General features: G+C 72.6%; 21 protein-coding genes. 11 read left to right on the plus strand and 10 right to left on the minus strand.

Features of this window, described 5'->3' with window-relative positions; all coding sequences use genetic code 11:
* Positions 1 to 10 precede the first annotated feature (10 nt).
* The 3 genes from ACFXMG_RS08375 to panB form a co-directional block, all read right to left on the minus strand.
* Positions 11 to 868, minus strand: a complete 858-nt coding sequence (locus ACFXMG_RS08375; RefSeq protein WP_383827084.1) for an ABC transporter permease — start codon at positions 866 to 868, stop codon at positions 11 to 13.
* Positions 865 to 1,866, minus strand: coding sequence for an ATP-binding cassette domain-containing protein (locus ACFXMG_RS08380; RefSeq protein WP_383827081.1), 1,002 nt, complete (start codon positions 1,864 to 1,866; stop codon positions 865 to 867). The genes ACFXMG_RS08375 and ACFXMG_RS08380 overlap by 4 nt, the downstream gene beginning before the upstream one ends.
* 112 nt (positions 1,867 to 1,978) lie before the next feature.
* Positions 1,979 to 2,842, minus strand: coding sequence for a 3-methyl-2-oxobutanoate hydroxymethyltransferase (panB, locus tag ACFXMG_RS08385; RefSeq protein ID WP_383827079.1), 864 nt, complete (start codon positions 2,840 to 2,842; stop codon positions 1,979 to 1,981).
* A gap of 212 nt (positions 2,843 to 3,054) precedes the next feature.
* Here panB and ACFXMG_RS08390 point away from each other — a divergent pair, with 212 nt between their 5' ends.
* The 4 genes from ACFXMG_RS08390 to ACFXMG_RS08405 all read left to right on the plus strand — a co-directional run bounded on the left by ACFXMG_RS08390 (position 3,055) and on the right by ACFXMG_RS08405 (position 8,123).
* Complete coding sequence (locus tag ACFXMG_RS08390; RefSeq protein WP_383827076.1) at positions 3,055 to 4,662, plus strand: MFS transporter; 1,608 nt, start codon at positions 3,055 to 3,057, stop codon at positions 4,660 to 4,662.
* 93 nt (positions 4,663 to 4,755) lie between these two features.
* A complete protein-coding gene (locus ACFXMG_RS08395) occupies positions 4,756 to 5,475 on the plus strand; it encodes a TetR/AcrR family transcriptional regulator C-terminal ligand-binding domain-containing protein (RefSeq protein WP_383827073.1) in 720 nt (239 codons plus the stop codon).
* A gap of 223 nt (positions 5,476 to 5,698) precedes the next feature.
* On the plus strand, positions 5,699 to 6,712 hold the full coding sequence (locus tag ACFXMG_RS08400; RefSeq protein WP_383827070.1) for an endonuclease/exonuclease/phosphatase family protein: 1,014 nt from the start codon (positions 5,699 to 5,701) through the stop codon (positions 6,710 to 6,712).
* A gap of 133 nt (positions 6,713 to 6,845) precedes the next feature.
* Entirely contained in the window at positions 6,846 to 8,123 is a 1,278-nt protein-coding gene (locus tag ACFXMG_RS08405; protein WP_383827067.1) for an MFS transporter, read from the plus strand.
* On the opposite strand, the gene ACFXMG_RS08410 is transcribed toward ACFXMG_RS08405, so the two are convergent.
* Positions 8,089 to 9,864 (minus strand): NAD+ synthase, encoded by a 1,776-nt coding sequence (locus tag ACFXMG_RS08410; RefSeq protein ID WP_383827064.1) that lies wholly within the window; start codon positions 9,862 to 9,864, stop codon positions 8,089 to 8,091. The genes ACFXMG_RS08405 and ACFXMG_RS08410 overlap by 35 nt on opposite strands.
* A 127-nt stretch (positions 9,865 to 9,991) precedes the next feature.
* Between ACFXMG_RS08410 and ACFXMG_RS08415 the strand changes: the two genes are divergently transcribed.
* From ACFXMG_RS08415 to ACFXMG_RS08425, 3 genes are all read left to right on the plus strand, one after another.
* Positions 9,992 to 11,473 (plus strand): APC family permease, encoded by a 1,482-nt coding sequence (locus ACFXMG_RS08415; RefSeq protein WP_383827061.1) that lies wholly within the window; start codon positions 9,992 to 9,994, stop codon positions 11,471 to 11,473.
* A gap of 13 nt (positions 11,474 to 11,486) precedes the next feature.
* Positions 11,487 to 12,227: a DUF998 domain-containing protein gene (locus ACFXMG_RS08420; protein WP_383827058.1), complete on the plus strand. Its 741-nt coding sequence runs from the start codon at positions 11,487 to 11,489 to the stop codon at positions 12,225 to 12,227.
* Between the two features lie 130 nt (positions 12,228 to 12,357).
* On the plus strand, positions 12,358 to 13,164 hold the full coding sequence (locus tag ACFXMG_RS08425) for an alpha/beta fold hydrolase (RefSeq protein WP_383827055.1): 807 nt from the start codon (positions 12,358 to 12,360) through the stop codon (positions 13,162 to 13,164).
* On the opposite strand, the gene ACFXMG_RS08430 is transcribed toward ACFXMG_RS08425, so the two are convergent.
* The 4 genes from ACFXMG_RS08430 to ACFXMG_RS08445 form a co-directional block, all read right to left on the minus strand.
* Entirely contained in the window at positions 13,149 to 13,568 is a 420-nt protein-coding gene (locus ACFXMG_RS08430) for a CBS domain-containing protein (RefSeq protein WP_383827052.1), read from the minus strand. The two genes, ACFXMG_RS08425 and ACFXMG_RS08430, sit on opposite strands and share 16 nt — an antisense overlap.
* A gap of 115 nt (positions 13,569 to 13,683) precedes the next feature.
* Positions 13,684 to 14,319 carry a DUF305 domain-containing protein gene (locus ACFXMG_RS08435; protein ID WP_383827049.1) on the minus strand — a complete coding sequence of 212 codons (636 nt, stop codon included), beginning with the start codon at positions 14,317 to 14,319 and terminating at the stop codon, positions 13,684 to 13,686.
* A complete protein-coding gene (locus tag ACFXMG_RS08440; RefSeq protein WP_383827046.1) occupies positions 14,316 to 14,993 on the minus strand; it encodes a DUF3105 domain-containing protein in 678 nt (225 codons plus the stop codon). Before ACFXMG_RS08440 ends, ACFXMG_RS08435 begins: the two co-directional genes overlap by 4 nt.
* 71 nt (positions 14,994 to 15,064) lie before the next feature.
* Complete coding sequence (locus ACFXMG_RS08445; protein WP_383827043.1) at positions 15,065 to 15,442, minus strand: hypothetical protein; 378 nt, start codon at positions 15,440 to 15,442, stop codon at positions 15,065 to 15,067.
* Between the two features lie 248 nt (positions 15,443 to 15,690).
* On the opposite strand from ACFXMG_RS08445, the gene ACFXMG_RS08450 reads away from it, so the two are divergent.
* Positions 15,691 to 17,052 (plus strand): glutamine synthetase family protein, encoded by a 1,362-nt coding sequence (locus ACFXMG_RS08450; protein ID WP_360311921.1) that lies wholly within the window; start codon positions 15,691 to 15,693, stop codon positions 17,050 to 17,052.
* Positions 17,053 to 17,108: 56 nt separating this feature from the next.
* The gene (locus ACFXMG_RS08455) at positions 17,109 to 17,609 is read left to right on the plus strand and encodes a GNAT family N-acetyltransferase (RefSeq protein ID WP_383827041.1); all 501 of its coding nucleotides are present in this window, start codon (positions 17,109 to 17,111) and stop codon (positions 17,607 to 17,609) included.
* Between the two features lie 3 nt (positions 17,610 to 17,612).
* Here ACFXMG_RS08455 and ACFXMG_RS08460 read toward each other — a convergent pair whose 3' ends face one another.
* A complete protein-coding gene (locus ACFXMG_RS08460) occupies positions 17,613 to 18,044 on the minus strand; it encodes a VOC family protein (protein ID WP_383827038.1) in 432 nt (143 codons plus the stop codon).
* 231 nt (positions 18,045 to 18,275) lie between these two features.
* Between ACFXMG_RS08460 and ACFXMG_RS08465 the strand changes: the two genes are divergently transcribed.
* Together ACFXMG_RS08465 and ACFXMG_RS08470 are read left to right on the plus strand one after the other, a co-directional pair.
* Positions 18,276 to 19,559: a cytochrome P450 gene (locus ACFXMG_RS08465; RefSeq protein ID WP_383827035.1), complete on the plus strand. Its 1,284-nt coding sequence runs from the start codon at positions 18,276 to 18,278 to the stop codon at positions 19,557 to 19,559.
* Positions 19,556 to 20,800, plus strand: coding sequence for a cytochrome P450 (locus ACFXMG_RS08470; protein ID WP_383827033.1), 1,245 nt, complete (start codon positions 19,556 to 19,558; stop codon positions 20,798 to 20,800). The genes ACFXMG_RS08465 and ACFXMG_RS08470 overlap by 4 nt, the downstream gene beginning before the upstream one ends.
* A gap of 48 nt (positions 20,801 to 20,848) precedes the next feature.
* Here ACFXMG_RS08470 and ACFXMG_RS08475 read toward each other — a convergent pair whose 3' ends face one another.
* Complete coding sequence (locus ACFXMG_RS08475; RefSeq protein ID WP_383827030.1) at positions 20,849 to 22,966, minus strand: PIG-L family deacetylase; 2,118 nt, start codon at positions 22,964 to 22,966, stop codon at positions 20,849 to 20,851.
* Positions 22,967 to 23,209: the final 243 nt, after the last annotated feature.

Below are 23,209 nucleotides of genomic sequence, written 5' to 3' on the forward strand. Positions count from 1 at the left end.
GCCGGTCCCGTCAGGTCTTCTTGCGGAACTTGGCGACCGCGAGCGGCGCCGTGACGAGCGTGATGACCAGGGACCAGCCCAGCACCATCCACACCGAGTGGGCGACCGCGCCGCCGTTGATGAGTGCGCGGGCCGCGTCGGCGAGGTTGGAGAGCGGGTTGTAGTCCGTGAAGGTCTCCAGCCAGCCGGGCATCGTCGTCGTCGGGGCGAAGATCGACGAGCCGAACTGGAGCGGCATCAGGACCATCATGGCCATGCCCTGCACCGCCTGCGCGGATCCCAGGCTCAGGCCGAGCAGGACGAAGATCCACATCAGGGAGGCGCCGAAGACCACCGACAGGCCGATCGCGGCGAGGAGGTGGAGCACCGAGGTGTGGATGGTCAGGCCCAGCAGGAAGCCCATGCCGAGCAGGATCGCGGTGGCGATCATCATGCGGCCGAGCTCGACGACGATCTTGGCGATGAGGACCGAGGAGCGGGCGATCGGCATCGTCCGGAACCGGTCCATCACCCCCTTCTTGAAGTCGTCGTTGATGCCCACGCCGACACCCATGGCGATGTTCATGCCCATCATCGCCATCAGGCCGGGCGTCACGTAGTTCACGTAGACGTCGTTGTTGCCCTTGCCGGAGATGGCGCCGCCGAAGACGTACACGAAGAGCAGGATGAAGATGATCGGCATGAACACGGCGTCGAACATCGACTCCGGGTCCTGCTTGATCTGGAGCGCGTTGCGCCGGGCCAGCGCGCCGATGTGGCGCAGGTTGGCCCGCAGGCCGATGCGGCCGTCGGTCTCGGTGCGGACCGGCCGGTCCTTCGCGGGACCCGGGGTGACGGTGGGGGACTTGGTGACCGTGGTCGTGCTCACGCGGCGACCTCCTCGGGGATCTCGTCGGAGACGGCGGTCTTCTGGCCGGTGATGGCCAGGAACACCTCGTCCAGGCTGGGCAGGTGGGTGCCGATGTGGGCGATGCCGAAGCCGCGCGCGCCGAGCAGCGTGACCACGGCGGTCAGCTGCTGGTCGGTCAGGATCGGCACGTACAGCGCGCCCTCGTCCGGCACCACGGTCGCGCCGGCGACGCCGTCGAGACCGGTCTCGCGGAGCGCGGCCGCCATCGCGGGCAGCTGGTCCGGGTCGACCGGGCGGACCTTGAGGGTCCGGCCGCCGACCTTCGCCTTGAGCTCGTCGACCTCGCCCTTGGCGATGACCTTGCCCCGGTCGATCACGGTCAGCTCGCTCGCCAGCTGCTCCGCCTCCTCCATGTACTGGGTGGTGAGGAGGACGGTGACGCCCTCGGAGACCATCCGCTTCACCTCGTCCCACACCTCGTTGCGGGTGCGGGGGTCGAGGCCGGTGGTCGGCTCGTCCAGGTAGAGCACGGCCGGCTGCCCGATCATCGAGGCGGCCAGGTCGAGGCGGCGCCGCATGCCGCCGGAGTAGTTCACGGCCGGGCGCTTGGCGGCCTCGGTGAGGGAGAAGCGCTCCAGCATCTCGTCGGCGCGGCGGCGGGCGTCCGCGCGCGACAGGTCGAGCAGCCGCCCGATCATGTACAGGTTCTCGAAGCCGGAGAGCTTCTCGTCGACGGAGGCGTACTGGCCGGTGAGGCCGATGGTGCGGCGCAGCTGGCGGGGCTGGCGCACCACGTCGTAGCCGGCGACGGTGGCGGTCCCGGCGTCCGGGACGAGGAGGGTGGAGAGGCAGCGGACGAGGGTGGTCTTCCCGGCGCCGTTGGGCCCGAGGACCCCGAGGACGGTGCCCTCGCGGACGTCCAGGTCGACCCCGTCGAGGGCCTTCGTGTCGCCGAAGTGCTTCACGAGGCCCCGGACCTCGATGGCGTTGGTCTGTGATCGCGTCATGGCCACCATGGAACACGCCACCACTGACAGTCTTCCGACAAACGGCCTACAGGCGGCCGACAGCCCGCCGTCGGGGGATGGCGGCGGGCTGTCGGTGGTGCCGGGAGTGGTCCGGTGCCTCCTAGTGGAAGGTGTGCTCCTCGGCGGGGAAGGACCCGCCGGCCACGTCCTCGGCGAAGGCGCGGGCGGCGTCGCCGAGCGTCTCGCGGAGGTTGGCGTACTGCTTGCTGAAGCGCGGCACCTTGCCGCCGGTCAGCCCGGCCATGTCGGTCCAGACGAGGACCTGGGCGTCGGTGTCGGGGCCGGCCCCGATGCCGATGACCGGGATGTGCAGCGAGCGGGTGACCTCGGCGGCCAGCTCGGCCGGGACCAGCTCCAGGACGAGCGAGAAGGCGCCCGCGTCCTGGGCGGCCTTGGCGTCGCGCAGCAGCTTGTGCGCGGCCTCGTCGGAGCGGCCCTGCACCCGGTAGCCCATGGTGTTCACGGACTGCGGGGTGAGGCCCAGGTGGGACATGACGGGGATGCCGGCCTGGACCAGCATCTCGGTCTGCGGCAGCGAGCGCTCGCCGCCCTCCAGCTTGACCGCCTGGACGCCCGCGTCCTTGACCAGCCGGGTCGCGCTGCGCAGGGCCTGGACGGGCCCTTCCTGGTACGAGCCGAAGGGGAGGTCGCCGACGACGAGGGCGCGCCGGGTGCCCCGGACGACGGCGGCGGAGAGCAGGGCCATCTCGTCCATCGTGACGGGCACGGTGGTGTCGTAGCCGAGGTGGCAGTTGCCCATGGAGTCGCCGACGAGGATCACCGGGATGCCGGCCTCGTCGAAGACGGACGCGGTCATGGCGTCGTAGGCGGTGAGCATGGGCCACTTCTCGCCGCGGGTCTTGGCGGCGGCGATGTCGTGGACGGTGAGACGGCGCGAGCCCTTGCCCCCGTACAGCGTCTTCGTGCTGTCGGCGAACGGTTTCTGGGCAGCCTGAAGCGTCATGGTGCACGGCTCCTTGTGTCATCTCGAGGCGCCCTGACGGCGTCCCCGGACCACATCCATGGTGGCACTTCGCCGGGCGGGCGGGGAAGTGGGCCGTTGTGGCGCTCTTCACAGACGAGTGAGTGTTCGAACGCGATGGGTGTGCGTAAAGGCTCGGTCATGGATTCCGATACGAGACGGGTCCGTATCGAAACAGGTCTACAGTGGTGCACATGCCAGAGCCGTCCCCCTCCTCCTCCCCCTCCCCCTCCGTGCCCGAGGCCGTCCACCGCCGCCGCTGGGCGATCCTCGGCGTGCTGATGCTCAGCCTGCTGATCGTCGTCCTCGACAACTCGATCCTGAACGTGGCGGTCAAGACGATCGCCTCCCCGGACCCCACCGGACTCGGCGCCACCCAGAGCGAGCTGGAGTGGGCGATCAACTCCTACACGCTCGTCTTCGCCGGCCTCCTCTTCGCCTCCGGCCTCCTCGGCGACCGGCTCGGCCGCAAGAAGTCCCTCCTCTTCGGCCTCACCGTCTTCGGGATCGGCTCGGCCCTCGCCGCCTTCTCCGGCTCCCCGGGCGAGCTGATCGCCTACCGGGCCGTGATGGGCCTCGGCGCCGCCTTCGTCATGCCCGCCACCCTCGCCGTCCTCATGAACGTCTTCGAGCGCGACGAGCAGCCCAAGGCCATCGGCATCTGGGCCGGCAGCGTCGGCCTCGCCATCGCGATCGGCCCGATCACCGGCGGCATCCTCCTGGAGCACTTCTGGTGGGGCTCGATCTTCCTCATCAACGTGCCCGTGGTGCTCCTCGGCCTCGCCCTGATGATCTGGCTCGTCCCCGAGTCCCGCGACCCCGCGCCCGGCCGGATCGACCTGGTCGGCGTGCTCCTCTCCGTCCTCGGCCTCGTCCTCCTCGTGTACGGGATCATCCGCGGCGGCGAGCAGGCGTCCTTCACCGAGCCCGGGGTCCTCGTCCCGGTCCTCGGCGGGCTCGCCGTCCTCACCGCCTTCGTCCTGTACGAGAAGCGCAGCGACCACCCGGCCCTGGACGTCTCCTACTTCCGCAAGCCGGTCTTCTCCGCCGCCGTCGCCGCCATCGCCCTGGTCTTCTTCGCCCTCATGGGCGTCACCTTCTTCTCGGCGTTCTACCTCCAGAGCGTCCGCGGCTACAGCGCGCTCGACTCCGGTCTGCTCCTGCTGCCGCTCGCGCTCGCCCAGATGGTCTTCGCGCCCCGGGCCCGGCACGCCGTCGCCCGCTTCGGCGCCCGCGCGGTCTGCGCCACCGGCATGGCCGCCGTCGCCGTCGGCCTCGGCGCCTTCGCCTTCTTCGACGCGGACACCCCGGTCTGGGTGATGGCCTTGGTCTTCCTGCTCCAGGGCGCCGGCATGGCGCACATCATGCCGCCGGTCACCGTCGCGATCATGCAGACGCTGCCCCGGGAGAAGGCGGGCTCCGGCTCCGCCGTCAACAACACCTTCCGCCAGGTCGGCGGCGCGCTCGGCGTGGCCGTCCTCGGCTCCGTCCTCTCCTCCGTCTACCGGGGCGAGATCGAGTCCCACCTCGACGTCCTCCCGCCCGCCGTGCGCACCACCGCGGGCGAGTCCCTGGAGGCCACCCTCGCGGTCGCGGAGAAGCTCCACGCCGAGAGCCTGATCGCCCCCGCCCACCAGGCGTTCATCGACGCCATGCACGTCACCGCCTGGGCCTCCGCGGCGATCGCCGTCGTCGGCGTCGTGGTCGTCGCCGCCTTCCTCCCGGGCCGCACCCCGGCCCCCGGGCTCCCGGCCCAGGCGGCCCCGGAGGCGGCGGAGCCCGCGGAACCGGCCCGCCGCTGAACGCGCCGGGGGCGGGCCCGTCCGGGCCCGCCCCCGTGGGGCGAGAATGAGGGCGTGGCAGACCCCCGTACACCGACGAGAGGCGGAGCGCGCGTGTCCCTGGCGGACGGCGAGATCCCCGGTGAGATTCCCGGCGAGCTTCCCGGCGACCCCGAAACCCCCGGCGCCGCCGAGCCCGACCGTGACCCAGAGCCGGGTTGCGTTGACGCGGGCGGCTGCCCCGACCCCGGGCCCCGGCGCGGGCGGCCCCGGAGCGAGGCGGTGGAGCGGGCGATCTTCGACGCCGTCATCGGGCTCCTGGAGGGCGGGGTGCCCCTCGGCGACATCTCGATCGAGCGGATCGCCCGTACCGCGGGCGTCGGCAAGGCCACGATCTACCGCCGCTGGGCCGGCAAGGAGGACCTGCTCGTCGAGCTGATTCGCTCCGTCGAGCCCCCGGACCCGGAGCTGCCCGGCACCTCCGTCCGCGAGGACCTCGTCATGCTCCTGGAGTTCATGCGGCGGCGTGGACTCGCCAAGCGGACCTCCGCGCTGCTGCGGAACATGTTCGCGCAGATGCAGGCGCACCCCCGGCTCTGGGACCAGTACCACCGCACCTCCATCGAACCCCGCCGCCGCCGCGGCATCGAGGTCCTGGAGCGCGGCGTCGCCACCGGCGAGATCCGGGCCGACCTCGACCTGGAGCTGGTCAACGACCTGTTCGTCGGCCCGCTCCTGCTCCGTACCGTCCTCCAGCCCGACGCCGACCTGTCGCCCGACTTCCCGGCCCGCGTCGCCGACACCATCCTCGACGGGGTCCGGCCGAGGGACTGACCGCGCAAGCCACCCTCGTGCCCAGGTCCGGGACCCGTACGAATGTGCGCGTTCTGTCACAGCCCGCCCGTACCGGCCCGCCGCCGGAACCCCGTCACACGCCGCGTCCGTCCTTGGGGGAGTGCGCGGGGCCCTGTATCGCCTAGGGTCGGGACCGGGTCTCGGAGCACGGACGGCACGACGGCACGGCAAGCGAGCGAGGGCAGCGATGGCGCGGGTGGACATGACGGGGACGGAGCACGGCGGAACGGGAGGTGCCCCTTCCGGAGGCCGCGACCGGTTCCGTTCCTCCCTCGGCCGCCTGCGCCGCGACCCCGGCATCTGGCGGCGCGGCATCCTGTTGGCCGTCTGCGCCGTCGCCCTCACCCTCCTCATGGCCTTCCACGCGCAGATCCCCAACCGGGTCGGCAACCTCGGCAGCCTCACCGAGACCTTCCTGCCCTGGCTCGGCCTCCTCGTCCCCCTCCTGCTCCTCCTCGCGCTGCTGCGCCGCTCCGCCACCGCGCTGATCGCGCTGCTCCTCCCGGCGGTCGTCTGGCTCAACCTCTTCGGCGGTCTCGTCGCCGACAAGTCGGCCCCCGGCGGCGACCTCACCGTCGCCACCCACAACGTCAACGCCGACAACCCCGACCCCGCCGGCACCGCCCGCGGGCTCGCCGCCTCCGGCGCCGACGTGCTCGCCCTGGAGGAGCTGAAGGCCGACATGGTGCCGGTCTACGAGCGGGAGCTGGCGGAGCGGTACCCGTACCACTCGGTCCAGGGCACCGTCGGCCTGTGGAGCCGGCTGCCGCTGCGGGACCCGAAGCCCGTCGACATCCACATGGGCTGGACCCGCGCCATGCGCGCCACCGTCGTCGCCCCGCAGGGAGAGCTCCGGGTGTACGTCGCCCACCTGCCCTCCGTACGCGTCAACCTCGACGCGGGCTTCACCGCCAACCAGCGCGACACCAGCGCCGACGCCCTCGGCGAGGCCATCGCGAGCGACCGGGCGCAGCGGATCGTCCTCCTCGGTGACCTCAACGGCACCATGAACGACCGCGCCCTCAACGCCGTCACCTCCCAGCTGCGCTCCACCCAGGGCGCGGCGGGCGACGGCTTCGGCTTCTCCTGGCCGGCCTCCTTCCCGATGGCCCGGATCGACCAGATCCTGGTCCGGGGCGTCGAGCCGGTCTCCTCCTGGGCGCTGCCGGAGACGCGGAGCGACCACCTGCCGCTCGCGGCCCGCATCACGCTCTGACCCCGCGCACGGGCACGCGTACCCCGCCCGCAACACACTCTTCATCCCCCGGTGGCCGGGGGACCCTCCGGGATCTGCCACAATTTGTTTTGTAAGAAAACAAACCCCTGGATCCGGAAAGGGTCTCCCACCCATGCCCGTGGCCCTGCTCGCCCTGGCCATCTCCGCTTTTGGCATCGGCACCACCGAGTTCGTGATGATGGGCCTGCTGCCCAACGTCGCCGGCGACCTCGGCACCACCGTCCCGACCGCGGGCCACCTCGTCTCCGCCTACGCCCTCGGGGTCGTCATCGGCGCCCCGCTGCTCACCGCCCTCGGCTCCCGCGTCCCCCGCAAGCGGATGCTGCTCCTGCTGATGGCCCTCTTCACCGTCGGCAACCTCGCCTCCGCCCTCGCCCCCGGCTACGGCTGGCTGCTCGCCGGCCGGGTCCTCGCCGGGCTCCCGCACGGCGCCTTCTTCGGCGTCGGAGCCGTCGTCGCCGCCCGGCTCGTCCGCCCCGACCGGCAGGCCCGCGCGGTCGCCACCATGTTCCTCGGCCTCACCGTCGCCAACATCCTCGGCGTCCCCGCCGCCACCCTGCTCGGGCAGCACCTCGGCTGGCGCGCCACCTTCCTCGTCGTCGCCGTCATCGGCCTCGTCGCGCTCGCCGCCCTCGCCCGGCTGGTCCCCCAGCTCCCCGTCGACGAGCGCCAGGGCCTCGGCCGCGAACTGCGCGCCCTCCGGCGCCCGCAGGTGCTGCTCGGCCTGCTCACCGCCGTCTTCGGCTTCGCCGGCGTCTTCGCCGTCTACTCCTACCTGGCCTCCATGACCACCGAGGTCATGGGCTTCGGCGAGTCCACCGTCACGATCGTCCTCGCCCTCTTCGGCCTCGGCATGACCGCCGGCGCGCTCGCCGCCGGACCGCTCACCGACCGCGCCCCGCGCCCCACCCTGTACGGGTCCCTGGCCGCCCTCGCGGTGGCGCTGGTCGCCTTCCGCTTCACCGTCCACGTGCCCTGGCTCGCCCTGGTCACCGTCGTGGTGCTCGGCGCCGTCGGCTTCATGACCACCACCCCGCTCCAGATGCTCGTCATGGAGAAGGCGAAGGACGCCCCGACGCTCGCCTCCGCCTCCAACCACTCGGCCTTCAACCTCGCCAACGCGGGCGGCGCCTGGGCCGGCGGCGCCGCCATCGCCGCGGGCTGGGGCTGGACCTCCCCGGCCCTGGTCGGCGCGGGCCTCGCCGCCGCCGGTCTGGCGATCGCCGTCGCCGCCGGGCTCCTCGACCGTCCGGGGAAGAACGCGGAAGGGGCCTCGCACGTCGTCGCGCGAAGCCCCCTCGGCGCTCAGGAGACCGGCACCGGCGCCACCACCGGCACCACCACCGACACCGGTGTCAGGGAGTCGGCGTCTCCCGCCAGCGGTTCGTGATCGGCAGCCGCCGGTCCTTGCCGAAGCCCTTCGCCGAGATCTTGGTGCCCGGCGGGTACTGGCGCCGCTTGTACTCCGCCGCGTCCACCATCCGCAGCGTCCGCCCCACCAGCTCCGCGTCGAAGCCGGCCGCCACGATCGCGTCCGTACCCTCGTCCCCGTCCACGTACAGGGCGAGGATCCGGTCGAGCACCTCGTAGTCCGGCAGCGAGTCCGTGTCCACCTGGCCCGGGCGCAGCTCGGCGCTGGGCGGCTTCACGATCGAGTTCTCCGGGATCGGCGGGGCCTGGCCGCGCTCCTCCGCGGCCCGGTTCCGCCAGCGGGCCAGCCGGAAGACGTCCGACTTGTAGACGTCCTTGATGGGCCCGTAGGCGCCGACCGAGTCGCCGTACAGCGTCGAGTAGCCCACCGCCAGCTCGGACTTGTTGCCCGGGGCGAGGACGAGGTGGCCCTCCTGGTTGGAGATCGCCATCAGGGTGGTGCCGCGCAGCCGGGACTGGAGGTTCTCCTCGGCGAGCCCGGTGAGCTCCACCGCTCCCATGTACGCGTCGAACATCGGCTCGATCGAGACGGTGCGGAAGTTCAGCCCGGTCCTGCGGGCCAGCTCCGCCGCGTCGCCCTTCGAGTGGTCGGAGGAGTACTTCGACGGCATCGACACCCCGTGCACCCGGTCCGCGCCCAGCGCGTCGCAGGCGATCGCGGCGACCAGGGCCGAGTCGATCCCGCCGGAGAGGCCGATCACCACCGAGCCGAAACCGTTCTTCGCGACGTACGCGCGCAGCCCGATGACCAGCGCCGAGTAGACCTCCTCGTCGTCGTCGAGCCGCTGCGCGTAACCGCCCGTCAGCTCCGCCTCGTACGCCGGGACCGGCTCTCCGGCCTCCCCGGCGAGCACCGCACGGTCGATCCGCAGCCCGTCGTCGACCACCGTGCCCGGGGCGGGAGCCTCCGGGTCGGCGGCCGGCAGGTCCAGGTCGAGGATGACGCTGCCCTCGGTGAACTGCGGGGCCCGCGCGATCACCTCGCCCGCCGCGTCCACCACGATCGAGTCCCCGTCGAAGACCAGCTCGTCCTGCCCGCCGGTCGACGCCAGATAGGCGGTCGTGCAGCCCGCCTCCTGGGCCCGCTTGCGGACCAGTTCGAGCCGGGTGTCGTCCTTGTTCCGCTCGTACGGCGAGGCGTTCACCGACAGCAGCAGCCCGGCCCGGGCGCTGCGCGCCGCCGGCACCCGGCCGCCCTCCTGCCACAGGTCCTCGCAGATCGCGAGCGCCACGTCGACCCCGCGCACCCGCAGCACCGGCAGGGTGTCGCCCTGCACGAAGTAGCGGAACTCGTCGAAGACGCCGTAGTTGGGCAGATGGTGCTTGGCGAAGCGGAGCACCGCCCGGCCGCGGTGCAGCACCGCCGCCGCGTTCTCCGGCGAACCGGCCGGGCGCCCCAGCCGGGGCACCGCCCGCTCCGTGCGGTCGAGATAGCCGACGACCACCGGCACCTCGCCGAAGCCCTCGTCGGCGAGCCGCTCCGCGAGCGCCAGCAGCGCCGCGCGGGAGGCTTCGACGAAGGACGGCCGCAGGGCCAGGTCCTCGACGGGATAGCCGGTCAGCGCCATCTCGGGGAACGCGACGAGGTGCGCGCCCTGCCCGACGGCGTGCCGGGTCCAGTGGACGATCGCCTCGGAGTTCCCGGCGACGTCCCCGACGGTCGAGTCGATCTGATTCAGCGCGAGGCGTAGTCGATGCACGCCCCCCACTCTAATCGTCAAACCGACGCTATGTCCCGGGAAAAGGCGTCCGGCGCCCCACCGTCCACCCCTTCCGCCCCTTCCGTCCCGACATGCGAAGTCCGTCGACCGCCTTGATCATGGGCCCATGACGACCACTGACGATCCGGCGGAGTCGGCCGGGCCCGCCACCAGCGAGGACGCGGCGGTCCTCCAGGACGACGGCACCAAGCGGCAGTTCATCTCCTGGCTGACGCTCGCCTTCATGACCACGGCCTCCGTCGCCTCCCTGCGGCCCGCGCCGACCATGGCCATCTACGGACTGGCCGCGATCTTCCTCTACCTCCTCCCCGCCATCGTCTTCCTCCTCCCCACCGCCCTCGTCGGCGCCGAACTCGCCTCCGGCTGGTCCGGCGGCATCTACCGCTGGGTCAGCGAGGCCCTCGGCAAGCCCCTCGGCTTCCTCGCCGTCTGGTGCCAGTTCGCCATGACGATCGCGTACTACCCGAGCCTGCTCGCCTACGTCGCCTCGACGTTCGCGTACGTCGTCGACCCCTCGCTCGCCGAGAACGGCCTCTACGTCGCGATCGTCATCGTCACCGTCTACTGGGCCGGCGTCTGGATCTCCTCGCGCGGCACCCGCGCCATCGCCGGACTCTCCTCCTTCGGCCTGATCATCGGCACCCTCGTCCCCGGCGTGCTCCTCGTCCTGCTCGGCATGATCTTCCTCGGCCAGGGCAACCCCTCCGCCCAGCCGATGAGCGCCGACCACTGGCTGCCGCCGTGGACCGGCCTCGCCAGCCTCGTGCTCATCGTCAACAACTTCCTGTCCTACGCGGGCATGGAGATGAACGGCGTCCACGTCTCCTCGCTGCGCGAACCCAAGCGCGAGTACCCGAAGTCGATGTTCCTGGCCACCGGACTCGTCCTGCTGATCTTCATCCTTCCGGCCCTCGCCATCGCCTGGGTCATGCCGTCCGACCAGCTCAGCCTCACCGCCGGCCTCATGCAGGCGTTCGACGCCTTCTTCGACCACTTCTCCATCGGCTGGATGACCAGGGTCGTCGGCGTCATGCTGGTCTGCGCCGCCCTCGGCGGCATGCTCACCTGGCTCTCCGGACCCGCCAAGGGCCTCGTCCTGCTCTCCCGCCAGGAGGGCTACCTCCCGCCCGCCTTCCAGAAGTTCAACAAGGCGGGCTCCCCGACCAACATCATGATCGCCCAGGGCGTGGTCACCACCCTGATCGGCATCCTGTACGCCTTCAGCGACAGCGTCTCCAGCTCCTACTGGATGTTCTCCGTCATCACCGTCCAGATCTACCTGATCGCCTACCTGCTGATGTTCGTCGCGGTCGTCAAACTCCGCCGCACCCAGCCCGACGTGGAGCGCGGCTTCCGCGTCCCCGCCGTCACCTGGGTCGCCTCGATCGGCTTCGTCGCCTCCATCGCCGCCCTCGTCATCGGCTTCGTCCCGCCCGACCAGTTCGACGGCGAACCGCTCTGGCGCTACCTGCTGATCGTCGGCGGCGGACTGCTCGTCCTCGGCCTCCTCATCCCCGCCGCCCTGCTCAAGTTCCGCAAACCCGAATGGGTCCACCCCGAGCACCGGGAACCTTCCGGCACTCCCTGACGTCTGACCCCGTATGCCCGGAAAGGTCACGCGCGCGTCCGCCGTCCTGCTGTTCCTGGGGGCGCTCGCGTACACCGCCTGGGTCCTCGAAGTCGTCGTGCGGACCGGTCTCGACCCGGTCCGCACGTACGTCTCCGAGCTCGCCGCGGCCGACCAGCCCCTCGGCGGCCTCTTCCGCGCCACCGACCTCGTCGCCGGCCTCCTCGTCCTCGCCGGCGCCGTCGCCGGCCTCCTCGCCCACCGCGCCGCCGCCGGACCCGCGCCCGCACCGGGCGTCCCCAGCTGGGCCCGCACCGGCACCCGGCCCGCCCGCCGCCCCTGGCTCCTCGCCGGCTGGGCCGCCCTCGCCCTCTTCGGCGCCGCCACCGCCGTCGACTCCCGCCTCCCGCTCAGCTGCGCCCCCACCGTCGACCCCGAGTGCGCCGCCCGCGAGACCGCCGGACTCGTCCCCGCCACCCACACGGCCCACGCCATCAGCTCCGGCCTCGCCATGACCGGCGCGCTCGTCGCGATGGTCGCCCTCACCGTCGCCGCCCGCCGCTACGGCCTCTGGCGCCCCCTGGCCCGCACCGGCCCCGCCCTCGTCGCCCTCGAACTCGCCGCCACCGCCTGGACCCTGGCCGCCATCGCCGCCTTCGAAGCAGGCCAGGGCCTGTGGTCCCTGGGCGCGGGCCAACGCCTCCAGGTCCTGCTCGTCGCGGTGTGGACGGGGGTCCTGGCGGTCTCGGTGGCGAGGGAAGGGGTACGAGAGTGATGTCGGTACGCGTCGTGGGCGCCGCCCGCCGGGGGAGTACGAGAGTGACGTCGGTACGTGGCGTGGGCGCCGCCCGCCGAAGGAGCACAGGCCGGAGCACAGGACGGAGCACAGGACGGAGCGTCGGCACGTGACCTTCGTACGGATCGGGGGCGTGGCCCACCACGTGGTCGTCGACGGCGACGGGCCGGTCTGCGTGCTCTCCGCCGGGCTCGCGCTCGGCTGGTTCGACTGGGACCCGGTCGTCCCGCTGCTCGCCCCGCACCGCACGGTCGTCCGCTTCGACCGGCCCGGCCACGGCCTCTCCCAGGGCGCCACCGCGCCCCCCACCCTCGCAGGCGAGGCGGACAGGATCGCCGCCCTCCTCGACGCCCTGCGGCTGCCCGGGCCCGTCACCGTCGTCGGCCACTCGATCGCCGGCCTGCACGCCGAGGGCTTCGCGCGCCTCCACCCGCACCGCACGGCGGCCCTCGTCCTCCTCGACTCCTCCGTCGAGGACGACCCCCGCCCCGGACACCTGGACCGGACCGCCACCGCCGCCGGGACCGCCCTCACCGCCCTCGGTCTGCCCGCCGCCCTCGGCCCCGCGCTGCGCCGCCTCGCCCTCCACCCCGACACCGCCCCGCCCGACACCGTCCGCCGCGTCTACCGCACCTCACGCGTCTGGCGCGGCGTCCTGCGCGAGAACGCCCGCTACGGCTCCGTCGCCGCCGAGCTCCACGCCCTCCGCGACCGCCGCCCCCTCCCGCCCGGCGCCCCCGTCACCGTCCTCGCCGCCCCCGACGGCTCCGCCCGCTGGGAGCACCGCCAGCGCACGCTGGCCCGGCGGCTCGGCGCCCGCTACGAGGCGGCCGTGCCGTCGGGCCATCTGGTCATGCGGGACGCCCCGGACACGGTCGCCCGGGTCGTCCTGGAATCGGGTCAGGAAGCGGCGTAGACGCTCGCGCAGAACGCCTTCAGCTGCTCGTCCGAGAGCTGCTGGGCCAGGTCGGCCTCGCTGATCATGCCGACCAGCCGCTTGTTCTCGATCACCGGCAGCCGCCGGATCTGGTGGCTCTGCATCTCCTCCAGCACCGCGCCCACGTCCGCGCCCGCGTCGATCCAGCGCGGGGTGCCCTGGACGATCTCGCCACAGGTCACCTTCGCCGGGTCGTGGCCCATCGCCACGCAGCGGAGCACGATGTCGCGGTCGGTCACGATGCCGCAGAGCCGTTCGTTCTCGTCGGCGACGGGAAGCGCCCCCACGTTCAGGTTGCGCATCATCTGCGCCGCGCGGTCGAGCGTCTCGTGGGCCGGGATCCACTGGGCTCCCGGATGCATGATGTCCTTCGCCGTGGTCATGGGGTGCGTACCTTTCGTCGAACGTCGTCGTACGAACTCCCCGAGCGCCTTCATTCTGCGGGCACGCGTCGGCCCCCGCGACCGCAGCGGGTCACGGGGGCCGGGGGTGCCTGGCTCAGGCGCTCGCGCCGCGCTTGCGGAGCATGTCCGCCATCAGCGCGATCTCCGACTCCTGGGCGTCGACCATGCCCTGGGCGAGGTCCCGCTGGACCGGGACCCCGCACTTCTGCACACAGCCCTCGGCCATGTGCACCCCGCCCTTGTGGTGGGCGGTCATCAGCCGCAGGTAGAGGATCTCGGCCTCCTTGCCGGACGCCTTCCGCAGGGCGTCCAGCTGCGTCTTCGTCGCCATGCCGGGCATCAGCGCGCCGTCCTTGGAGGCGGCGTCGCCGGTGACGGGCATGCCCATCCAGGTCATCGGCGCGGTGCCGGACTCGACCTTCGGCAGGTCCCACAGGTCGAGCCAGCCGAGCATCATCCCGCGCTGGTTGGCCTGGGTGTTGGCGATGTCGTACGCGAGCCGGCGCACCGACTCGTCCCGCGTCCGGTCACGGACGATGAAGGACATCTCGACGGCCTGCTGGTGGTGGACCGACATGTCCCGGGCGAAGCCGGCGTCCGCCGAGGCGGCGTCCGGGGTGCGGGGCGCCTCCTCGCGCTCGGCCGAGGCGACCGTGACCGCGCCCGCGGCGAACAGCACCGAGAGCGCGACCGCGGTGATCGCCGCGTACCGGGTGCGACGGGGGGTCACTGGCCCATCCCGGCGCCGCCCATGCCGTCGGCGCCGACGCCGCCGGTGCAGGCAGCGCCCGGCTCGGGCGTCTGCTTGCCCTGCACGTACTTGGTGAAGAAGGCGTCGACGCGCGGGTCGGTCGCGCTGTCCACGGTCACCTGCTTGCCCCACGCGGAGAGCATGATCGCGCCGGTCTGGTCGTCGACCGGGCTCATCAGCGTGTAGGGGGTGTCGGCGACCTTGTCCTTCAGCTTCTTCACGTCCGCCTCGGCGGCCTTCTTGTTGTACGTCACCCAGACGGCGCCGTGCTCCAGGGAGTGCACGGCGTTCACCTCGGGGACGGCCTTGTCGTAGACGTCGCCGTCGCAGTTCAGCCACACCGGGTGGTGGTCGCCGCCGACCGGGGGCTTGGTGTCGTACTTCACGGCGGTCTCGACGTGGTTGCGGCCCAGCTTCGCCGCGTCCCAGGACTTCTCGCCGGCGATGGGGGCCTTGGCGGCGGCCGCCTTGGCGTCCTCCTCGTCGGCCTTCTTCATCAGCACGAAGGTGCCGAAGCCGACGAGGCTCAGCACGACGACGGCGGAGACGCCGATCGTGAGGAAGCGGTTGCGGCGCTCCCTGGACTGCTCGGCGCGGCGCATCTCCTCTATTCGGGCGCGGCGGTCGGCGGTGGTGGAGCGGTTGGCGGCCATGGTGGTGTCGTCCTTCTGGGAAAGAAAAAGAGGGGGAAGTCGTCGTTCGGTGGGGAGGGCGCAGGCCCGCCCTAGGTCCGGAGAACTTGAAGGACGTGCAGGTCCGGGGCGCGCGGCCGGACCCCCGGATCCCGCGAGGCACCGTCGGCGGCCAGCGTGTCGAAGCGCGGCAGCCGGTCCTCGGTGTGCAGCGGGGGATCGAGGGGCGGAGCGCTGAGCACCGCGGGGGAGAGGGACGGGAAGAGGGAGCAGTCGCCCCGGTCGTACGGGCACACGTACGCGGCCCGCTCGGACACCGGCCCCGAAACCGGGGTGGCGGCGGGGGCCGTGGCGGGGGCCTTGGGGGCGGCCCGCCCGTGCCCCGGATGGCCGTCCGGCCCGCCGGGACCGCTCCCCAGACAGACGAAGAGCGCGGCGAGGAGCGTCGCCACGGCACTCACCAGTGCCATGGGACGCGTGTGCCGGTACGCGCGTTCGAGCCGCAGGGCCCCCATGGGCGCAGATCGTAGTGGGCGAGGGGGCTCCGTGGGCCGAACGGGGTAGGACTTCCGGCGGTCCTCGGTTACCTGTGTCACACCCGAACAGGCAGTATGGGTGTGCAACGTGCGCGAAACCATGTGGTGGGATGCTCAGGTGCCCCCCGATGTACCCGAGGCGGTGGGAGCAGGCGGCCTGACCAGCAAGGATGGGTGTGGAAATGGACAAGCAGCAGGAATTTGTGCTCCGTACGCTCGAAGAGCGCGACATCCGCTTCGTGCGCCTGTGGTTCACCGACGTGCTCGGCTTCCTGAAGTCGGTCGCCGTCGCCCCCGCCGAGCTGGAGCAGGCGTTCGACGAGGGCATCGGCTTCGACGGCTCCGCGATCGAGGGCTTCGCCCGCGTCTACGAGTCCGACATGATCGCCAAGCCGGACCCGGGCACCTTCCAGATCCTGCCCTGGCGGGCCGAGGCGCCCGGCACGGCCCGGATGTTCTGCGACATCCTGATGCCGGACGGCTCCCCGTCCTTCGCCGACCCGCGCTTCGTCCTCAAGCGGGCCCTCGCCAAGGCGTCCGACCTCGGCTTCACCTTCTACACCCACCCCGAGATCGAGTTCTTCCTGCTGAAGGACAAGCCGCTCGACGGCTCCCGGCCCACCCCGGCCGACAACTCGGGCTATTTCGACCACACCCCGCAGAACGTGGGCATGGACTTCCGCCGCCAGGCGATCACGATGCTCGAATCGATGGGCATCTCGGTCGAGTTCTCCCACCACGAGGGCGCGCCCGGCCAGCAGGAGATCGACCTGCGCTACGCGGACGCGCTGTCCACGGCGGACAACATCATGACGTTCCGTCTGGTCATGAAGCAGGTGGCGCTGGAGCAGGGCGTCCAGGCGACGTTCATGCCGAAGCCGTTCTCGGAGTACCCGGGCTCGGGCATGCACACCCACCTCTCCCTCTTCGAGGGCGACCGGAACGCCTTCTACGAGTCGGGCGCCGAGTACCAGCTCTCCAAGGTGGGCCGCTCCTTCATCGCGGGCCTCCTGAAGCACGCGGGCGAGATCTCCGCCGTGACCAACCAGTGGGTCAACTCGTACAAGCGCATCTGGGGCGGCTCCTCCCGCACGGCCGGCTCGGGCGGCGAGGCCCCCTCGTACATCTGCTGGGGCCACAACAACCGCTCCGCCCTCATCCGCGTCCCCATGTACAAGCCCGGCAAGACCGGCTCCTCCCGCGTGGAGGTCCGCTCCATCGACTCGGGCGCCAACCCCTACCTCACCTACGCCGTCCTCCTCGCCGCCGGCCTCAAGGGCATCGAAGAAGGCTACGAACTCCCGGCAGGCGCCGACGACGACGTCTGGGCCCTCTCCGACTCCGAACGCCGCGCCATGGGCATCGAACCCCTCCCCCAGAACCTCGGCGAAGCCATCTCCCTCATGGAGAAGAGCGAACTAGTAGCCGAAACCCTAGGCGAGCACGTCTTCGACTTCTTCCTCCGCAACAAGAAGCAGGAGTGGGAGGAATACCGCTCCGAGGTGACGGCCTTCGAGCTGCGGAAGAATCTGCCGGTGCTGTAGGGGCGGTTCTCGGAAATGCTTTGCTCTCGGTGCGGCGGGTGTTCAGACTGCCCTGCGTGAAGATCGAAACCGTCGCCACCGAGCGGCTGCTGCTCCATCCCCTGACCGTTGACGAGGGCGAGCGGGTCGTTGCCCGGGAGCCCTTGCCTGGGGAGCGGTGGGGGGAGGGGTATCCGGGGGTGGGGGATCTTGCTTCTGTGGGGGCGTTTTTGCGGCGGTGTGGTGAGGAGGGGGATCCGGGGGTCTTTCGGACGTATCAGATACGCGTCGCGGAGAGTGGGGTTGTTGTCGGGGGGATCGGGTTTCATGGGCCGCCTGGGGTGGACGGCGGGGTGACCGTGGGGTACGGGGTTGTGTCGGGGGAGCGGGGGAAGGGGTACGCCTCCGAGGCGCTTGCGGCGGTGATCGGCATCGCCCGGGCGGCGGGGGCCGCTGTGCTGCGGGGGGATGCCGATCCCGCCAACGTCGCCTCCCACCGGGTGATGGAGCGGGCCGGGATGCGGCGCGTGGGGGAGGGGGACGGGCTGGTGCGGTTCCTCGTGGAGCTCGGGGGGTAGCTCTCAGCGTTCAGAGAGTTCCGACGGGGCCTCCTGGACCACCCAGCCGTTGCCGTCGGGGTCCTCGAAGGTGAGGAAGGAGTTCCAGGTCTCGCCCTTGCCCTCCTCCCAGCCGGTCGCCCCGACGTGCATCACCGGGGAGACGTCCACCCCCGTCTCGACGAGCGCGATCCGGGCCGCCTCGATGTCCGTGACGCACAGCTGGAGCCCGTGCAGGGTGCCCGGGGCCATCGTCTTCGCGCCGGGCATCTCCGGCATGCCGGAGAGCAGCGCGATCGAGCAGCGCGAGCCCGGCGGGGTCGCCTGGATGATCCGCATCCCGGGGGCGACCTCGTCGTCGAGGTCGATGGCGAAGCCGCACTTCTCGGCGTAGAACTCCTTCGCCCGGTCCATGTCGCTGACGGGGACCGGGACGACTTCCAGTGTCCAGTTCATGGCACCACCGTCCCGCACCCGGCCGCGCCCCGCATCTCGCCGCCCCGGCCGACCTGACGGAAAATCGCCTTCCCTCCGAGCGCATGACCTGATCATTTCGTTCGAGGAGCGAGATGGACCGGGAACGACCGCTCCGGCGTCACACAACCTCCCTATAGTGACCACGCGTTGGCCCAACGGGGCCGTAGATCCGCCGTGTTGACGACGTGTTCGCCACAGGAGACAGGACTGATGACGCCCTCCCCCACCGCCGGGCCCGTTCCCGATCCGGCACCCCCGTCCGGGTGCCCCGCGGCCGTCCCGCTCTCCGGACCCGGCTTCCAGACCGACCCGCAGTCCGTCTACCGCGCCATGCGCCGCGACCACGGCTCCGTCGTCCCCGTGGAACTCCCCGGCGGCTTCCCCGCCTGGCTGGTCGTCGGCTACCGCGAGATCCACCAGGTGACCAGCGACCCCGAACTCTTCCCCCGGGACGTCGGCCTGTGGAACCAGTGGCCGAACGTCCCCGACGACTGGCCGCTGCTCCCCATGGTCGGACGGCCCCTGCCCTCCATCTACTTCAGCGCGGGCGAGGAGCACCGGCGGCACGTCCGGATGGTCGTCCCCGCCCTGGAGGCCGTCGACCCCTTCGAGATCCGCGGCCACTGCGAGCAGCTGGCCGACCGGCTGATCGACGGCTTCTGCGCCCGCGGCACCGCCGACCTCGTCGCCGCCTTCTGCGAGCCCCTCCCCGTCCTCGTCCTCGCCCGGCTCGTCGGCTTCCCCGACGACGAGGGCGCCGACATCGCCCAGGTCCTGAAGGACCTCGCCGACGGCGGACCCGGCGCGCAGAGCGCCCACCAGCGGTTCGCCGGGCACATGGCCCGGCTGGTCGCCGCCCGGCGGGCCGAGCCCGGCGACGACGTGACGAGCCGGATGCTGGCCTACCCGGAGGAGTTCACGGACGAGGAGTACATGCTCGACCTGATGGCCATCACGGCCGCGGGCCACCTCACCACCGCCGACTGGATCGGCAACTCCGTCCGCCTGATGCTCACCGAGTCCGACTTCGCCGACTCGATGGCCCTCGGCCGCCGCAGCGTCGCCGACGCCATGACGGAGGTGCTGTGGGAGGACGGCCCCACCCAGATCCTCGCCGGCCGCTGGCCCGTCCGCGACACCCGCCTCGGCGAGCGGCGGATCAAGGCGGGCGACCTGCTGCTGCTCGGTCTCGGCGCCGCCAACACCGACCCGCTGATCCGCCAGGGCGCCCCCGGCGGCGCCCCGTCCGAACGCGGCGGGGGCGGCGCCCACCTCGCCTTCAGCCACGGCGAGTACCGGTGCCCGTTCCCCGCCCAGGAGATCGCCGAGATCATCGCCCGGACCGGCATCGAGGTCCTGCTCGACCGGCTGCCCGACCTCGAACTCGCCGTCCCCGAGGAGGAACTGGTCCGCCGCCCCTCCGCCTTCCTGCGCGGCACCACCGCCCTGCCCGTCCGGTTCACCCCCGTTCCCACCACTGGAGACCCCTCGTGACCTGCCCGCACGCAGCCGCCCAGGACGCCACGCCGGTCGTCGTCGACCCGATGGTCCAGGACCTCGACGGCGAGACCGACCGGATCCGCGCCGCCGGCCCGCTGGCCCGTATCGACCTGCTCGGCGTGCCCGCCTGGGCCGTCACGCGCCACGCCGACGCCCGGCGCCTCCTGGTCGACCCCCGGCTGGTGAAGGACCTGGACGCGTGGGGCCTGTGGACCAGCGGGGTGGTCACCCACGCCTGGCCGCTCATCGGGATGGTCGACGCCGGCCGGTCCATGTTCACCGTCGACGGCGAGGAGCACCGGCGGCTGCGCGCCAAGACCTCGCAGGCGCTGACCCCGCGCCGGCTGGAGGCGATCCGCCCCGACATCGAGAAGTTCACCGCGGAGCTGCTCGACGCGCTGGAGGAGGGCGGGCGGGACGGCGCCGTCGTCGACCTCAAGGCCGTCTTCGCGCAGCCGCTGCCCATGCGGGTCGTCGGCATGCTGATGGGTGTCGACCCCGAGGCGAACACGATGCTCACCCGGCAGTACAAGAAGTTCTTCTCGATGCTGACGCCGCAGGACGAGCGGCTCGCGCTCCTCGCGGACCTCGACGTCTTCTACACGGACCTCGTCCGCGCCAAGACCGCGCTGCCGACCGACGACCTGACGTCCGCGCTCATCCTCGCCGAGGAGGGCGGCGAGCCGCTGACGGAGGAGGAAGTCGTCGGCAACCTCAAGGCGATGGTCGCCGCCGGGCACGAGACCACCATCGGCCTCGTCCTCAACGCCGTACGCGCCCTGCTCGCCCACCCCGACCAGCTCCGCATGGTGCTCGCGGGCGAGGTCTCCTGGGACGCGGTGATCGAGGAGACCCTGCGCTGGGACACCCCCACCACCCACCTGCTGATGCGCTTCGCCACCGAGGACGTCGAGGTCGGCGACGCCGTGATACCGAAGGGCGAGGGCGTGGTGATCTCGTACCGGGTGATCGGCCGCGACCCCGAGCAGCACGGCCCGGACGCCGACGCCTTCGACATCACCCGCCCCGCGCCCATCCGGCACATGACCTTCGGCCGCGGCCCGCACATCTGCCCCGGCGCGGCCCTCTCCCGGGTCGAGGCGGGCATCGCCCTCCCCGCCCTCTTCACCCGCTTCCCCCGCCTCCGCCTGGCCGTCCCCGACACGGACCTCCGCAACCTCCCGGTCATGACCCAGAACGACCTGGAATCCTTCCCGGTCCTGCTGAACGCGTAAGCGCCTGAACGCGTAAGCGCCTGAACGCGTAGCGGCCGGAAGGCTCCCTCAGGTCCGGGGGCTCGGGGCCGCCCCGTTCGTCCAGTAGAGGCGGCCGTCCTGGCCCAGGGCGGCCACTCCGCCAGGGCCGGCCGCGGGGGCGCCTGCCAGGGGGAAGCCGGAGATGCGCCAGGTGCCGCCGCCGGGGAGGGGGGCCACGGCGAGGCGGCCGGTGCGGGAGCGGGCGGCGACCAGGCCGTCCGCCGCGCTCACCGGGCCGAAGCCCGCGATGCCGCCGGACGGCGGCGCGACCGGGGCGAGCCGGGTGCTCCCCGAGAAGTCGGCCGCGCGCGGCTCGCCGGTGGCGGGCGCGCGGGACCAGAGCCGTACACCGTCACCGGAGGGCGTCGGGCCCGCGCTCAGCGCGAGCGTCGTCGGCCCCAGGCCGGTCCGCAGCGGTCCGGTGACCGGGGCGCCGTCGGACGCGCCCGTCCACATCAGGACCGAGTGCGGGGTGCCCGCGAAGACGTACGTCCGGCCGCGCGCGTCGGTCGCCGCCACCGGGTCGCCGTGCAGGTCCGCCCCGCCCAGCGCCCGCCACGGGCCCCAGGCGCCGCCCGGCGTCCGCTCGCGCCCGGCGAGCCGGTGGTCGCCGTCGCGCAGGAAGAGCGAGACCCGCCCCGTGCCGTCCACGGCCACGGCGGGCGCGCTGATGTCCGGCGTACGGTCGGCCTCGTCCCGCTTCCCGGGCGTGCCGAGCGAGTGCCACGCACCGAACCGGCCGCCCGGCGCGGTCTGCTCGACCGCGACGACCTCGCGCCGGTAGCCCGCCGGGCCCGCGAAGGAGGTCCGGGTGCCGAAGACCGCGATCCGCCCGTCCGGCAGCCGTACGGAGGTGACCGCGCCGTCCAGACCGCCGCCGGGCAGCAGCTCCGGCCCCTTCCAGGCGCCGCCGGGCGCCCGGTGCCAGGTCGCGAGCCGCCCGTCCTGGACGCCGAAGGCGTTCAGACCGCCGTCCGCGGCCGGCTGGAGCCAGCCGGTCGAGGCGCCGCGCGCGTACCGCACGGTCCCCGTCCAGCCGCGCCCGCTCGGCTTGCCCGACGCCCGCAGGTCGCCGCAGCCCGCCGGGCTGCCGCAGTCGTGGACCCCGTCCAGCCAGGCGTACGTCTCCAGGCTGCGCAGCTTCTCCGCGGCGGTACGGCTGTCCAGCGCGCGCGGCAGATCGGTGTTCGGGTAGCCCATGTAGCTCTGCACGCCGACGTGCGGATGCCCGGGCCGCTCCGCGTACCGCGCCAGCGCCGCCTGCGCGAACCGCGCCCCGTACGCGTGGTCCTGGTGGTCCCGCAGGTGCCCCGTTTTCGCGTCCGTGCCGGGCGTCGGGTCCAGGGTGCGGACGAAGGTCGGCCGGAAGCGGTCGAGCAGCCCCGTCAGCGTGGCCACGACCTCCTCCTTCGAGTACGCGAAGTCGGCGGCGACCGGCGTCCCCGAGGACCGCATCGAGCCGAGCTCGGAGATCCGGCCGTCCCACAGGCCCCGCAGGCTCACCGGGCGGTCGGCGGAGGTCGAGCCCGCCTCGCGCAGCTGCATCCAGACCAGCCGCACCTGGGGCCGCGCCCGCAGGGTGTCCAGCTCGGCCTCGCCCCCGCCGGCCGTGCGGATCACGGTCCGCTCCCAGGGGCTGGTGCGGTTGCCGGTCACCATCTCGGCGTACGCGGCGCGTATGCCGTTCTGGCGGGCCTCGGCGAAGGCGGGCTTGTCCGGCACGGTCACCGCGGAGGCCCGCCCGCCGCGGGCGTTGATGCCGTTCGACTCGCCGGCCGTCATGTACACGGTGGTCAGCGGGACCCGGTCGGCCAGCGACTGCGCGGTGTCCGGGTTCATGAAGTACAGGTCGTCGTCCGGGTGGGAGACGAACTGGAGCACGGAGAGCGGGGCGGCGGACCGCGCGCCCCGGTCCGGTTCCTGCGCGACGCCCCGGGCGTTGCCCCGCACGGTGCCGGTCGTCTCCGGCGCGGGCGCGGGGGTCTGCGCGCGGGTGGCCGCGGGGGCCGGCTCCTCGTGGGCGGCCGTCGCCGTGAGCACGCCCGCGAGGGTGCCGCCGGTCAGGGCGGCGACCGTCGCCGCGGCCACGAGGGGCCGGCGGTGACGGAAGGGGCGTATGAGGCGGGAGAGGCGACGGACGGGCATGGGCGCGGGAGGGCTTTCTCTACCTGGGGGACGGGGCGTGCGTCGGGGGCGACGGCGGTTCGCGGCGGCGCGGGCGACGGTGGAGGCGACCGGTTGGCCGACTCACATGGGTACAGGGCCGGAGCCCCCGGCAGGTTCCGAAAAAGGCCCGATGTGCCCGAGGTCACGTGTGATCCCCACCGGATCCGGGCAGGTCGCAACGGTTTTCGGACACCCGTGGTGAAGGCCCGCCACCGCCTCCCG

Origin of the sequence: Streptomyces sp. NPDC059201 (assembly GCF_042754585.1) — a bacterium.
Classification (GTDB): Bacteria; Actinomycetota; Actinomycetes; order Streptomycetales; family Streptomycetaceae; genus Streptomyces.